Consider the following 13,097-nt stretch of genomic DNA (forward strand, 5'->3'; position numbering starts at 1 on the left):
CCCCGCGCACGTTTTCGCGTCCCGCGCGACGACTCGCCGAGGGACACACCGGAAGGGACGCGAAGACGTGCGCGCGAGCGTCCCGTTTGCCGCGGCAGGCCCGCCAGGCATACGCCGGACGCTGCGCCGCGCAAATCTTCGCGCCCCGCGCACGTTTTCGTGCCCCGCGCGACGACTTGCCGGACGACACACCGGAAGGGGCGCAAAGACGTGCGCGGGGACGTTCCGTTTACCCCAGCAGGCACCGGCTGGGAACGCGTACAATGCTGTGCCGCGCGGGTTCTCGCGGCGGGACGACGCGCCGGGGGACGGGCGCGGGGCGGGAGTTGGGCTAGGTGGCGGGTACGTAGCGGTCGCGGAGTTTGCGCTTGTAGAGCTTTCCGTTGGGGTCGCGGGGGAGTTCGGGGAGGTAGTCGATTGATTTGGGCATCTTGTATTTCGCGAGCTGGGTTGCGGCGAAGGCCAAGAGCTCGGCGGTGAGGGCGTCGTCGCCTTCGATGCCGGGGGCGGGCTGGACGACGGCTTTGACTTCGGCGCCCCAGTCGGGGTGCGGGATGCCGAAGACGGCGACATCGGCGACCTTGGGGTGGGTGACGAGCACGTTCTCGATCTCGGCGGGATAGATGTTCACGCCGCCGGACAGGATCAGGTCGGAACGACGGTCGTGCAGGTAGAGGTAGCCGTCCTCGTCGAGGTGGCCGATATCGCCGACGGTGAACAGGTCACCGACGCGCGAGTCCTCGGTCTTGGCCTTGTCGTGGTGGTATTCGAAACTCGAAGCGCCCATGCGCATGTAGACGAGGCCGGGTTCACCGGTGGGCACCTCGGTGCCGTCTTCCTCGCTGAGCACCTTGATCACCGACCAGGGCCAGGCCTTGCCCACCGAACCGGGCTTGCGCAACCAGTCGGTGCCGTTGATCACCGTGCCGCCACCCTCGGTGGCCGCGTAGTACTCGGTGACCGTCGGGCCCCACCAGTCGAGCATCTGCCGTTTGGTTTCCTGCGGGCAGGGGGCCGCGCCGTGCACCATGCTGCGCAGGGAGGAGACGTCGTACTTGGCGCGCACCGCCTCGGGCAGGGCGAGCAGCCGATGGAACTGGGTGGGCACCATGTGACTGTGCGTCACCCGATACCGGTCGATGAGCCGCAGCATTTCCTCGGCTTCCCACCGATCCATCAGAACGAGCTTGTGCCCCAACTGGATCGAGATGGTCGCGAAGTTCAGCACGGCCGTGTGATAGAGCGGCGAGCCGCAGATGTGCACGTGCTCGTCGTAGGGCGCGAGTTCGAACAAACCGAAGAAGGCCGTCGTGTGCGGCGGCACGACATCCGGATCGGCGCCGGTGAGCGGCCGGCGAACTCCCTTGGGCCGCCCGGTGGTGCCGGAGGTGTAGAGCATCGGTGCGCCGGTGCTGCGATCGGACGGCCGTCCGGTATCGGCGGCGCCGAGCCAGGCCACCGAGCGGAAACCGTCGATCTCGCCGACCGAAAAGCGTGCCGTGGCAGGCAGTTTCGCCTCATCGGCGGCCGCGGTCGCGGTGGCGGCGAATCGATCGCTGGCCAAGAACGCCTTCGCCTCGCTGTCCTGGAGGATGTAGGCGACCTCGGGGCCGGTCAAGTGCCAGTTCACCGCGACGATGTACAACCCGGCCTGGTAGGCCGCGAAGTAGGCGGCGACCGCCTCCGTGCAGTTGTGCACCATGCTGACCAGCACGTCACCGGTTTTCAGGCCGAGCCCGCGCAGGCCGGTGGCGTATCGGTCGGCGAGCGTGGCCAATTCGCGATACGTCACCTCCCGGCCCGCCGGATCGACCAACGCGATGCGATCCGGTTCGGCTTCGGCGATGTTCCACAGACCGAGAATTTTCGTTGACTCCTGCGCCGTCATCTTTATGAATCTAGAACGTGTTCTACATATCGACAAGGGGGGCGAGCCGACGTAATTGCTCGGCATCCGCCGCGGACACCAGCATCATGGTGACCCCGGCCGCCTCCCACACCTTCAGTTGTTCACGCACATGCGCCTCGTCGCCGATGATCGCGGTATCGAGAATCATTTCGTCCGGCACGACGGCAGCCGCCTCGGCCTTTTTGCCCGCCTGGAACAGCCTGCCGATCTCGTCGACCTCACGTTCGTAGCCCATCCGGCGGTAGACCTGCGCGTGGAAATTCTGTTCCGGCGCGCCCATCCCGCCGATGTAGAGCGACATGACCCAGCGCATCCGCTCGAGTTCGCTCGCGGCGTCGTCGGTGATCACCACCTGACAGCTCGCGGCGATCTCGAACTCCGCCCGCGACCGGCGCGCACCGGCCCGGGCGAAGCCCTCGTCGAGCCAGTCGTTGTACATGTTCGCCAGCCGTGGCGCGTAGTAGATCGCGAGCCAGCCGTCGGCGATCTCCGCGGTGAGCGCGACGTTCTTCGGCCCCTCGGCGCCGAGCCAGATCGGCAGATCCGCACGTAGCGGGTGCACGATCGGTTTGAGCGGCTTACCGAGCCCGGTCGCCCCCGGGCCGGTGTAGGGCAGCGGGTAGTTCGGCCCGTCGTTGGTCACCGGCGCCGCCCGCTCGAGAATGCGCCGGATGATCCCGACGTATTCGCGGGTGCGCTGCAGCGGCTTGGCGAACGGCTGACCGTACCAGCCCTCGACGACCTGCGGCCCGGATACGCCGAGCCCGAGCACGGCCCGGCCACCGCTGAGGTGATCCAGGGTCAGCGCGTGCATCGCGGTCGCGGCGGGGGTGCGCGCCGACATCTGCACGACGGACGTGCCGAGCCGTACCCGCTGCGTAGCCGAACCCCACCAGGTCAGCGGGCCGAACGCATCCGAGCCCCACGATTCCGCGGCGAATACGGCATCGAAACCCGCCGCCTCGGCCGCCAGCACCAACTCCCCCGCGTGCTGTGGCGGCTGCGCCATCCAGTACCCGAGTTGCAATCCGAACTTCATGCTCGACCCTTCCGACCGACCTCCCGAGCCGTTTGCACAGCCCGTCACCGACACCGCATCTTGCCAGCAGAATAAGAACCTGTTCTACTCGACATTGTGACTCAGGGGAATACCGCATCCGGCGTAATCGCGGATGAGAGAGGGTCGGATTTGAACACCACCGCACCTGATGTACTCAGTGCGCCCCTACGGGTGCAATTCGACTACACCCGGTCCGTCGGACCGACGATCGGCAAGTTCTTGACCGCCCTGCGCGACCGCAAGATCGTCGGTGTGCGCGGCACGGACGGCCGGGTGCTGGTGCCGCCGCCCGAGTACGACCCGGTCAGCGCGGAGCCGCTCACCGACTTCGTCGACGTGGCCGCGGTCGGCACCGTCGCATCGTGGACCTGGGTGCGCGAACCGCTACCCGGCCAGCCTTTCGACCGGCCGTTCGCCTGGGCGCTGATCCGGCTGGACGGCGCGGACACCACACTGCTGCACGCCGTCGACGTCGCGGCGCCCGAGGACATCCGGACCGGCATGCGGGTGGCCGTCCGATGGGCCGCCGAGACCAGCGGCAGCATCCATGACATCGCCTGCTTCGTGCCGGGCGAACAACCCGAAGCGAGCACCGGAGTCACCGAATCAGGCGGCGATCCGATCTCGGTCATCACCACACCGGTCGATCTCCGCTACAAGCACACCGCGTCGCCGCAGGAAACCGTCTACCTGCGCGGACTCGCCGAAGGCAAGTTGCTCGGCGGGCGCACCGACGCCGCGGGCAAGGTGTACTTCCCGCCGCGCGGCGCCAATCCGACCGACGGCAGGCCGACCGACCAGACCGTGGAACTGCCCGACCGCGGCACCGTCACCACGTTCTGCATCGTGAACGTGCCGTTCCTCGGCCAGCGGATCAAGCCGCCCTATGTCGCGGCGTACGTGCTGCTCGACGGCGCCGACATCCCGGTGCTGCACCTCGTACTCGGTTGCGAGGCAAGCGAAGTGCGAATGGGCATGCGGGTGGAGGCGGTGTGGAAGCCGCGCGAGGAGTGGGGCTTCGGGCTGGAGAACGTGGACCACTTCCGCCCCACCGGCGAGCCGGATGCCGACTACGAGACCTACAAGCACCACCTCTGAGAGGCCCACGTTGACTGACCACGGAACGGACATCGCGGTCGTGGGCTTCGCCCACGCGCCGCACGTGCCGGAGACCTTCGGCACCACCAATGGCGTCGAGATGCTGGTGCCCTGCTTCCAGCAGCTCTACCGCCGGCTCGGGATCACCAAGTCCGATATCGGCTTCTGGTGCTCCGGCTCCTCGGATTACCTTGCCGGACGCGCGTTTTCGTTCATCTCGGCGATCGACGCGATCGGCGCGGTGCCGCCGATCAACGAGTCTCACGTGGAGATGGACGCGGCCTGGGCGCTGTACGAGGCCTGGGTGAAGCTGCGCTCGGGGCAGGCGGAGACCGCGCTGGTGTACGGCTTCGGCAAGTCCTCGGCCGGCACGCTGCGCCAGGTGCTCACCATGCAGCTCGACCCGTACCTGGTGACACCGCTCTGGCCGGACGCCTGGTCGATTGCCGGTTTGCAGGCCCGCGCGGGGCTGGACGCGGGCCGTTGGACCGAACAGGACATGGCCGCGGTCGCCGCGGGAAATGACGGCGACGTCGAAAGTCTGCTCGGCACACCGTATGTCGCCGATCCGCTGCGCGCCCACGACATCGCGCCGGTCACCGACGGCGCGGCGGCCATCGTGCTCGCGGTCGGCGACCGCGCGCGCGAACTGTGCGAGCGGCCCGCCTGGATCACCGGTATGGCGCATCGAGTGGACACGCCGAATCTCGGCGCCCGCGACCTCACCGTCTCCCCCTCGACCGCGGCTGCGGCACAGGCGGTTACCGGTGGCGACACGAGCGGCTTCGATATCGCGGAGCTGCACGCGCCGTTCAGCCATCAGCAGCTGATCCTCACCGAGGCGATCGGCCTGAAGAACGGGACCAAGGTGAATCCGTCGGGCGGCGCGCTCGCCGCGAACCCGATGTTCGCCGCCGGGCTCGAACGCATCGGCTTCGCGGCCGAGGCGATCATGGGCGGCACCGCGAATCGTGCCCTCGCCCATGCCACCAGCGGCCCCGCGCTGCAGCAGAACCTTGTGACAGTCCTGGATTCGGAGGCGAGCCGATGACCAATCCCGCTGCGGTGCTCGGCACCGGCCAGACCCATCACGTGACGAAAAGAACCGATGTATCGATGGCGGGCATGTGCCGCGAGGCCATCGACCGCGCGCTGGTCGACGCGGGCCTGACCATCGCCGATATCGATGCCGTGGTGGTCGGCAAGGCACCCGATCTGTTCGAGGGCGTCATGATGCCCGAGCTGTATCTCGCGGATGCGTTGGGCGCCACCGGAAAACCGCTGTTGCGCGTGCATACCGCAGGCTCGGTCGGCGGATCCACCGGCGTGGTCGCCGCCAACCTGGTTCAGGCCGGCGTGCACAAGCGCGTGCTCGCGATCGCCTGGGAGAAGCAGTCGGAGTCCAATGCCATGTGGGCACTGTCGATTCCGGTGCCGTTCACCATGCCGGTCGGCGCGGGTGCCGGCGGCTACTTCGCCCCGCATGTGCGCTCCTACATCCGGCGCTCGAACGCGCCGAGCCATATCGGCGCGATGGTCGCGGTCAAGGATCGCCGCAACGGCGCGAAAAACCCCCTCGCCCACCTCAAGCAGCCCGATATCACGCTCGAATCCGTGCTGGCGTCGCAAATGCTCTGGGATCCCATTCGTTTCGACGAGACCTGCCCGTCCTCGGACGGCGCTTGCGCCATCGTGATCGGCGACGAGGAAGCGGCGACCGCGGTGGAGGCGACCGGCAAGAAGGTGGCCTGGGTGCACGGCACCGCGATGCGCACCGAGCCGACCACCTTCGCCGGACGCGACCAGGTGAACCCGCAGGCCGGTCAGGACGCGGCGGCCGCGCTGTGGCAGGCCGCCGGAATCACCGACCCGCTCAACGAGATCGACGTCGCGGAGATCTACGTGCCGTTCTCCTGGTTCGAGCCGATGTGGCTGGAGAACCTCGGCTTCGTGCCGCCGGGCGACGGCTGGAAGCTCACCGACAAGGGAGAAACCGAGATCGGCGGCATTCTGCCGGTCAACCCGTCCGGCGGTGTGCTCTCCTCGAATCCGATCGGCGCGTCCGGGCTCATCCGGTTCGCCGAGGCGGCCAAGCAGGTCATGGGCCGCGCCGGTGCGTACCAGGTGGAAGGGGCCCGCAAGGCCGTCGGCCATGCCTACGGCGGTGGCTCCCAGTACTTCTCGCTCTGGGTCGTCGGCTCGGAGCGGCGATGAGCCCCATGCAGTTCACCCTCGGCATCGCGCTCAGTCCGCTGGAACAACTGCCGGAACTCGCGAAAACCGCTGAGGAGTGCGGCTTCTCGTCGATCGCACTGCCGGACTCACTGTTCTACATGAAATCCGCGGCGGCGAAATACCCCTACACCGCCGACGGAAGCAGGTTCTGGGGACCGGAGACACCCTGGGTCGATCCCCTGATCGGGGCGACGGCGATGGCCATGGCGACCAGCCGGATCCGGTTCTACACCAACGTGCTCAAGCTCGGCTCACGCAACCCGCTGCTCCTGGCTCGCCAGGTGGGTTCAGTGGCGGCCATGTCCGGCAACCGGTTCGGCTTCGGTGTCGGCATCGGCTGGGCGCCGGAGGAATTCGAGTGGTGCGGTGTGCCGTACGCGCGCCGCGGCGCCCGAGTCGACGAGATGATCGAGGTCATCAAGTTGGTGTTGAGCGGCGGCATGGTCGAATACCACGGCGAATTCTTCGATTTCGATCCGTTGCAGGTCAGTCCGGCACCGACCGAGCCGGTGCCGTTCTATATCGGCGGGCACACCGAAGCGGCGCTGCGCCGGGCGGCCCGGGTCGGCGACGGATGGGCCTCGGCGATGATGACCTACGACGAACTGCGCCGGACCATCGGCAAGCTCGACGCCCTGCGCGCCGAATTCGGCCGCGGCACCGAACCGTTCGAGATCCAGGCGGTGTGCGTCGACCGGTACGGCCGGTCGGGCTACCAGGACCTGGCCGATGCCGGTGTCACCGATGCGATCGTGGTGCCGTGGCTGATGGACGGCATCGGCTTCGACGGCGAGCTCGCCGCCAAACAGGACTCGCTGCGCCGATTCGCCGCGGCGAATATCGAGGACCCGATCGTCGCGGAGGTACCGGCATGACCACCACCACCGACCATCCCGCCCGCACCGCCGGGCTCGCGTCGCAGGCCGCGGTGCGCGCCCGGGACAAGGCGGCCTGGGTTGCGCTGTTCGCCGAGGACGGCATCGTCGAAGATCCCATCGGCCCTTCCGGTTTCGATCCGGAAGGCAAGGGTCACCGCGGGAAGGAGGCGATCGCGGCGTTCTGGGACAAAGCGATCGCGCAGACCACCTCGATCGAGTTCCTGTTCGGTGACTCGTTCGCGTGCGGGAACGAGATCGCATTCACCGGCACCATCCGCAGCACGCTCGGCGGCCATCGGATCGACGCCGACGGGGTCTTCACCTACCGGGTGGACGAGACCGGCAAAATCGCGGCGCTGCGCGCGTTTTGGGAGGTCGACCGCGCCATGGCGACCGCGAAGAAGATCGACTGACAGACCGACCGGCGAAAGGCCCTCGGACCGGAGTGGGGACTACCGGGCCGAGGGCCTTTGTGGTTTCGGTGCGCTCAGTGCGCGACCGGGCAGGTCTTGTAGTCCACCGGGAATTCCTTGATCCCGTTGAGCCAGCCGGAACGCAGCCGCTTCGGGTCGCCGAGCTTGGTGATGTCCGGCAGATGATCGGCGATGGCGTTGAAGATCAGGTCCACCTCGAGCCGGGCCAGGTTCGCGCCGATACAGAAGTGCGCGCCGGTGCCGCCGAAGGACAAGTGCTGGTTGTCCTTTCGCAGGATGTCGAACTTCTCCGGCTCGTCGAAGACGTCCTCATCGAAGTTGGCCGAGCGGTACAGCATGACGACCCGCTCGCCCTTCTTGATCTGCACGCCGCCGAGCTCGGTGTCTTCCAGCGCGGTCCGCTGGAAGGAGGTGACCGGCGTGGCCCACCGGATGATCTCGTCGGCGGCGGTGGCCGGGCGCTCCTTCTTGAACAGCTCCCACTGGTCAGGGTGCTCCATGAAGGCGTTCATGCCGTGCGTGATGGCGTTGCGGGTGGTCTCGTTACCGGCCACGGCCAGCATGATGACGAAGAAGCCGAACTCTTCCTCGCTCAGCTTGTCGCCGTCGACGTCGGCCTCGATCAGCGTGGTGACGAGGTCGTTGGCGGGGCATTCCTTGCGCGCGGCGGCCATTTGGTATGCGTAGCCGAGGATTTCGGCCGAGGCCATGACCGGGTCCGCGTCGTTGTCCGGGTCGTCGTATCCGGTCATGTCGTTGGACCAGGTGAAGACCTTCATCCGGTCTTCCTGCGGCACCCCGATCAGCTCGGCGATCGCCTGCAGCGGCAGCTCACACGCGATCTGGGTGACGAAGTCGCCGCTGCCGGATTCGGCCGCCGCCTTGACGATCGATTCGGCCCGCGCCGAAAGTTCCGCGCGCAGACCGTTTATCGCGCGCGGGGTGAAGCCCCGGGAGATGATCTTGCGCAGCTTCGTGTGCTCCGGCGCGTCCTTGTTGATCAGCACGAAGCGCTGCAGTTCGATCTGCTCGCGGGTGATGTCGTCGTTGAAGCGCGGGATCGCGGTGTTCTCGTAGGTGGAGAACACCTCGCTGCGCCGGGACACCTCTTTGACATCGGCGTGCTTGCTCACCACCCAGAAGCCCTCGTCGTGGAAACCACTGACCTCGGCCGGTTGCGGATTCCACCAGACCGGGGCGGTTCGGCGCAGTTCGGCGAACTCCTCGACCGGGACTCGTTCGGCATAGATGCCGGGGTCTGTGACGTCGAATCCGTCCGGCAGATTCGGCCGGACATTCCGAGGGTCTACCACCAGATGTCTCCTTCGACAAACTGAAACACGTTCTATAATCATTGAAGCATAGGCGGCAGTATCAGGAAAGAAACCGGACAGAACCGCCAGAAACATCCCTGAACTCGTTACAGTTTCTGTCCCATACGAAAGGTTGGACATGGGCACACCCGTCATCGTCGAGGCCGCGCGCACCCCCATCGGCAAGCGCGGCGGCTGGCTGTCCGGCCTACACGCCGCGGAACTGCTCGGCCTCGCGCAGCGCGGGCTGCTGGAACGCGCCCACCTGGACCCGGCACAGGTCGAGCAGGTGATCGGCGGCTGCGTCACCCAGGCGGGCGAACAGTCCAACAACGTGACCCGCGTCGCCTGGCTGCACGCCGGGCTACCGTGGCAGGTCGGCGCGACCACCATCGACGCCCAGTGCGGTTCGGCTCAACAGGCCAACCACCTCGTCGCCGGGCTCATCGCCACCGGGGCGATCGATGTCGGCATCGCCTGCGGTGTCGAGGCGATGAGCCGAGTTCCGCTGGGCGCCAACGTCGGCGAGCACGCGGGCGCGCGCAGGCCGGCGTCCTGGAACATCGACCTGCCCAACCAGTTCGAAGCGGCCGAGCGGATTGCCAAGCGACGCGGCATCACTCGCGCCGACGTCGACGAGTTCGGCGCGCGCTCACAGCGCCTGGCCGGCCAGGCCTGGGCCGAGGGCCGCTTCGACCGCGAGGTGCTCACGATCACCGCACCGGCGGTGGACAAGGAAGGCAACGCGACCGGCGAGAAGCTGGACGTGTCGCGCGACCAGGGCCTGCGGGAGACGACGGTCGAGGGATTGGCCAAGTTGAAGCCGGTGCTCGAGGGCGGCGTGCACACCGCGGGCAGCTCCTCCCAGATCTCCGACGGCGCGGCCGCCGTCCTGCTGATGGACGAGCAGGCGGCGCAGCGAGCGGGCTTGCGGCCGCGAGCGCGGATCGTCACCCAGGCCCTGGTCGGTTCCGAGCCCGAGTTCCACCTCGACGGACCGGTGCAGGCCTGCTCGCGCCTGCTGGAGCGTTCCGGTATGAGCATCGGCGACATCGACCTGTTCGAGATCAACGAGGCCTTCGCCTCGGTCGCGCTCTCCTGGGCCTCGGTGCACCGGCCGGACCTGGATCGGGTCAATGTCAACGGCGGCGCGATCGCGCTGGGACATCCGGTCGGCTCGACCGGATCCCGGCTGATCACAACGGCTTTGCACGAGCTGGAGCGCACCGGCAACAGCACCGCGATGGTGCTGATGTGCGCCGGTGGCGCATTGGCGACAGGCACGATCATCGAGCGTCTATAGGGCGTTCAACTTCGCGAAACGGGTTTGTTGAACGTTCATCCCCCAGGCTCGAAAACGTGTCGTACGCCACACATGAGTGAGCTTCGTCAACTAGATGAGACGTCAGCTATCTTTCCGCTATCATGAGTGTCGCGGGGAAGACCTCCAGGACGGGCCAGAACCGGTCCGTACCTCGGCTTCTCGAGAGCCGTTGGGGTGACCCGCAAACGCAACGGTCCCAGTACCTTCGCCCAACCGGCACCTAGAAGCTTCAAGGAAATCCGGAATCAGGCGTAGGTTTTCAGTTACTGAGCCGCTAATATCAATGATACGTATCCGAGATAACGACTGTTAGTACAGCGAAGGGAATTGGGCGGCTCACAATGGCTGATTTCGCGGCGCGGCTGAACAAGCTGTTCGAAACCGTGCATCCCCCGGGGCGTAAGCCGCACACCAACGCGGAGGTTGCGGCTGCGCTGACGGCCTCCGGACATCCGATCTCGAAACCGTACCTGTCGCAGTTGCGGTCGGGACAACGGACGAACCCGTCCGATGAGACGGTGGCCGCCCTGGCGAAGTTCTTCAAGGTCAAGCCGGACTACTTCTTCAACGACATCTATGCCGCCAAGATCGATCACGATCTGGAGTTGCTGTCCCAGCTGCAGGGCTATGGACTGCGACGGCTGTCGAGTAGAGCGTTCGACCTGTCCGAAGAATCACAGAACCTCCTCACCTCCATGGCGGAGAAGTTGCGGGCAAGTGAAGGCTTGCCCGAAATTCCTCCGGATGGAACCGAATAGGTTCACTTGCACGAAGCACAGTGCGGCCCCACGGGTCGCACTGTGCTGTGTTATGCGTTCACACCCTGGACAATGCATGATGGCGCGCCCAGGGTAATAGGGGCTTGCCCCGTCAAGGGTGCTTGCGGTATCCGATCACGCACGCGTGCGGAGCCGCATTCGACTATCTCGGAACAGACTGCCGCACCGGTTATCCCGGACCCCTGATTTTGTGCATGCTTCGATAAGTCAGCGTTCACCGGGCAGAACTCGACCCGGGGCCCGCAACGCGGATCCCGGAGTGTCTACGGGTACGCCAAATACCGGCGGAACAGACCGCTTAGCTCAATTTCGGGCGTGCTCCAGGCTTGTCGCGTCATATGCCCGCGCGATGGCCTGGACCCAGCCCCGCGGACTAATGCCCTCCGGCGGAGCAATCCACCGCGCATCGATTGCCACATCGCCCAAAGGGTTTCTCGCCCACTCCGCCACCGTGCCCGCCCGCTCCGCGATCGACCGCGGCGGCGGCGCCACCGCGGCGAGCACCACGCCACCGCCGGACTGGAGATACAGCGCGTCCATGATCTGGGCCACTTGATCGGAAGCCCGCAGCTGAGTCGAGGTACCGGTCTGGTCGTGCGCGACGGACTTCGGGGAAGCGGCCCGACCATGATCTTGTGCAACAGCCGGATCTGGCGCAGCAGCACCCGGGCTCGCACCCAGAGTTCCACCACGATCCAGACCGCGCCGAACGCGATGAGCAGACTGGCCGCCTCCCAGGCCGGCCACGCCCAGGTCGGATTCCCCGGCGCGACCCGCGGCGCATCGTTGAACGCGCGCCGAACCTGAAGCACCGCAAGCACTGCGACGACCGCGGTGCCCGTGGTGTAGATCGCGATGCCGCGGCCGAGCGTGGTCCAGTCGAGGTTGCGCAGACCGGTGATGACGATGAACACCGCGCCGAACGCGACCACCTCCCAGCCGAAGGTGAACGACCACGCGATGGTCGCGGCCACCGCGAACAAGCCGAGGCTGTAGATCACCAGCGCGACCTGGCGCAGGTTTCGGCGCGACACCACCGGCCAGGCCGCCGAGGCCACCACGGAGGTGGCCGTCACGAAGGCGATCCACGCGGACACCACGACACCGTCGGAAAGCCAGCCGGCGTGCACGCCACCCGGCAGCAGGTTGTCGATCGCGACCGCGATCTCCGGCACCGCCACGGTTGCGGCCAGCGCAACGGCGGCGACCGCGATCACGATGGCCACCCGGGCCGTCGTGGCCGGCTTCACCAGCACGCGCCCCACCCGGGCGCCTGCCGCCATCCAGACCAGCAGTGCCGTCAACCAGAGGGTCATCCCAGCGCCTCATCGAATCGAAGGACCGAGACGCCTGCGCCTCGGCTGTTGAACACCCGGAGCCGGGTCATCAGCATGGCGGCGAAGGTCTCCGCCTCCCACTCGGCGAGCTCGTCCGCGCCGTCGTCGACGATCTGCTGGTGCGCCCGCTGACTCAGCATGTAGGCGATCAGGTCGTCGCTGGCCTCGAGCGTCACCTCGGGCGCGGGTGCGCCCTCGTGATCGAACACGATGTGGCCGAGTTCGTGCGCGAGTGTGTGCTCGCGGCTCGGCAGCGATTCGGCCAGCACGATCACGTCCCGATCGGGATAGAGCCGACGCTGACCGCACACGCCGGGCCCCAATTGCGCACTGGCGATTTCGATTTCGCGCCGCCGCTCGCTCGCGATGGCGAGCACGACCTCGTCCAGCGTGGTGGCGTCGGAATCCGCCGCCACCGCGCACACGGCGTCGACGGCCGCGGCCACCCGCCGGTAGGACCGCGAACTGCTCTGCGTCTTCGACTCACTCATGCCTGCACCTCGCTGCCGCTCCGCTCACTCATGCCAGCACCCCTCACGGCCTCGGGAAGAACATGGCACGGGCGGCGTCGACTCGAGCCTGTGCGGCCGAGGCGCCCTGGAAGCTGACCGCGCCGGACCCCGCGCCGGCGAGCCCGAGCGCGATCAGGCCGCCGATCACCGAGAGCAACTTGGGTTTCGGAAGTCCGTCGTTGGCGCTCGTCGGGCGCACGTCGGGGTTGGGCTTGGCG

General features: G+C 67.2%; 12 protein-coding genes and 1 pseudogene. 7 read left to right on the forward strand and 6 right to left on the reverse strand.

From position 1 onward, the window contains the following. Positions 1-331: 331 nt before the first annotated feature. Positions 332-1,888: an acyl-CoA synthetase gene (locus tag NBRGI_RS36720; protein ID WP_029901832.1), complete on the reverse strand. Its 1,557-nt coding sequence runs from the start codon at positions 1,886-1,888 to the stop codon at positions 332-334. A gap of 22 nt (positions 1,889-1,910) precedes the next feature. Then, the gene (locus NBRGI_RS36725; RefSeq protein WP_029901834.1) at positions 1,911-2,948 is read right to left on the reverse strand and encodes an LLM class F420-dependent oxidoreductase; all 1,038 of its coding nucleotides are present in this window, start codon (positions 2,946-2,948) and stop codon (positions 1,911-1,913) included. Between the two features lie 150 nt (positions 2,949-3,098). Here NBRGI_RS36725 and NBRGI_RS36730 point away from each other — a divergent pair, with 150 nt between their 5' ends. Genes NBRGI_RS36730 through NBRGI_RS36750 form a run of 5 tightly spaced genes read left to right on the forward strand, consistent with a single transcriptional unit; the run spans position 3,099 to position 7,593 of the window. After that, positions 3,099-4,067 (forward strand): Zn-ribbon domain-containing OB-fold protein, encoded by a 969-nt coding sequence (locus NBRGI_RS36730; protein ID WP_029901836.1) that lies wholly within the window; start codon positions 3,099-3,101, stop codon positions 4,065-4,067. After that, positions 4,033-5,118: a thiolase domain-containing protein gene (locus tag NBRGI_RS36735; protein ID WP_051728314.1), complete on the forward strand. Its 1,086-nt coding sequence runs from the start codon at positions 4,033-4,035 to the stop codon at positions 5,116-5,118. The genes NBRGI_RS36730 and NBRGI_RS36735 overlap by 35 nt, the downstream gene beginning before the upstream one ends. Further along, on the forward strand, positions 5,115-6,281 hold the full coding sequence (locus NBRGI_RS36740) for a thiolase domain-containing protein (RefSeq protein WP_029901840.1): 1,167 nt from the start codon (positions 5,115-5,117) through the stop codon (positions 6,279-6,281). The genes NBRGI_RS36735 and NBRGI_RS36740 overlap by 4 nt, the downstream gene beginning before the upstream one ends. A gap of 5 nt (positions 6,282-6,286) precedes the next feature. After that, positions 6,287-7,177 carry a TIGR03619 family F420-dependent LLM class oxidoreductase gene (locus NBRGI_RS36745; protein ID WP_036562199.1) on the forward strand — a complete coding sequence of 297 codons (891 nt, stop codon included), beginning with the start codon at positions 6,287-6,289 and terminating at the stop codon, positions 7,175-7,177. Continuing rightward, a complete protein-coding gene (locus NBRGI_RS36750) occupies positions 7,174-7,593 on the forward strand; it encodes a nuclear transport factor 2 family protein (RefSeq protein ID WP_029901845.1) in 420 nt (139 codons plus the stop codon). The genes NBRGI_RS36745 and NBRGI_RS36750 overlap by 4 nt, the downstream gene beginning before the upstream one ends. A gap of 74 nt (positions 7,594-7,667) precedes the next feature. Here the strand turns inward: NBRGI_RS36750 and NBRGI_RS36755 are convergent, their stop codons facing one another. Beyond that, on the reverse strand, positions 7,668-8,969 hold the full coding sequence (locus tag NBRGI_RS36755) for a cytochrome P450 (protein ID WP_228835959.1): 1,302 nt from the start codon (positions 8,967-8,969) through the stop codon (positions 7,668-7,670). A gap of 97 nt (positions 8,970-9,066) precedes the next feature. Here NBRGI_RS36755 and NBRGI_RS36760 point away from each other — a divergent pair, with 97 nt between their 5' ends. Together NBRGI_RS36760 and NBRGI_RS36765 are read left to right on the forward strand one after the other, a co-directional pair. Further along, positions 9,067-10,230, forward strand: a complete 1,164-nt coding sequence (locus NBRGI_RS36760; protein WP_029901849.1) for a steroid 3-ketoacyl-CoA thiolase — start codon at positions 9,067-9,069, stop codon at positions 10,228-10,230. Between the two features lie 362 nt (positions 10,231-10,592). Continuing rightward, on the forward strand, positions 10,593-11,009 hold the full coding sequence (locus NBRGI_RS36765) for a helix-turn-helix domain-containing protein (protein WP_011207048.1): 417 nt from the start codon (positions 10,593-10,595) through the stop codon (positions 11,007-11,009). 284 nt (positions 11,010-11,293) lie between these two features. On the opposite strand, the gene NBRGI_RS44610 is transcribed toward NBRGI_RS36765, so the two are convergent. From NBRGI_RS44610 to NBRGI_RS48350, 3 genes and pseudogenes are all read right to left on the reverse strand, one after another. Then, the gene (locus NBRGI_RS44610; protein ID WP_235211230.1) at positions 11,294-12,346 is read right to left on the reverse strand and encodes a hypothetical protein; all 1,053 of its coding nucleotides are present in this window, start codon (positions 12,344-12,346) and stop codon (positions 11,294-11,296) included. Next, positions 12,343-12,858, reverse strand: coding sequence for an ImmA/IrrE family metallo-endopeptidase (locus NBRGI_RS36775; RefSeq protein ID WP_029901851.1), 516 nt, complete (start codon positions 12,856-12,858; stop codon positions 12,343-12,345). The genes NBRGI_RS44610 and NBRGI_RS36775 overlap by 4 nt, the downstream gene beginning before the upstream one ends. A gap of 43 nt (positions 12,859-12,901) precedes the next feature. Continuing rightward, a pseudogene (locus NBRGI_RS48350) lies at positions 12,902-13,097 on the reverse strand (hypothetical protein); the annotation flags it as partial.

Source organism: Nocardia brasiliensis IFM 10847 (genome assembly GCF_000710915.1).
Taxonomy (GTDB): Bacteria; Actinomycetota; Actinomycetes; order Mycobacteriales; family Mycobacteriaceae; genus Nocardia; species Nocardia brasiliensis_A.

Coding starts and splice junctions, on each gene's coding strand:
- NBRGI_RS44610 (WP_235211230.1), bottom strand. CDS start 12,346: ATGACCCTCTGGTTGACGGCACTGCTGGTCTGGATGGCGGCAGGCGCC.
- NBRGI_RS36760 (WP_029901849.1), top strand. CDS start 9,067: ATGGGCACACCCGTCATCGTCGAGGCCGCGCGCACCCCCATCGGCAAG.
- NBRGI_RS36735 (WP_051728314.1), top strand. CDS start 4,033: ATGCCGACTACGAGACCTACAAGCACCACCTCTGAGAGGCCCACGTTG.
- NBRGI_RS36740 (WP_029901840.1), top strand. CDS start 5,115: ATGACCAATCCCGCTGCGGTGCTCGGCACCGGCCAGACCCATCACGTG.
- NBRGI_RS36750 (WP_029901845.1), top strand. CDS start 7,174: ATGACCACCACCACCGACCATCCCGCCCGCACCGCCGGGCTCGCGTCG.
- NBRGI_RS36765 (WP_011207048.1), top strand. CDS start 10,593: ATGGCTGATTTCGCGGCGCGGCTGAACAAGCTGTTCGAAACCGTGCAT.
- NBRGI_RS36720 (WP_029901832.1), bottom strand. CDS start 1,888: ATGACGGCGCAGGAGTCAACGAAAATTCTCGGTCTGTGGAACATCGCC.
- NBRGI_RS36755 (WP_228835959.1), bottom strand. CDS start 8,969: ATGATTATAGAACGTGTTTCAGTTTGTCGAAGGAGACATCTGGTGGTA.
- NBRGI_RS36725 (WP_029901834.1), bottom strand. CDS start 2,948: ATGAAGTTCGGATTGCAACTCGGGTACTGGATGGCGCAGCCGCCACAG.
- NBRGI_RS36745 (WP_036562199.1), top strand. CDS start 6,287: ATGCAGTTCACCCTCGGCATCGCGCTCAGTCCGCTGGAACAACTGCCG.
- NBRGI_RS36775 (WP_029901851.1), bottom strand. CDS start 12,858: ATGAGTGAGTCGAAGACGCAGAGCAGTTCGCGGTCCTACCGGCGGGTG.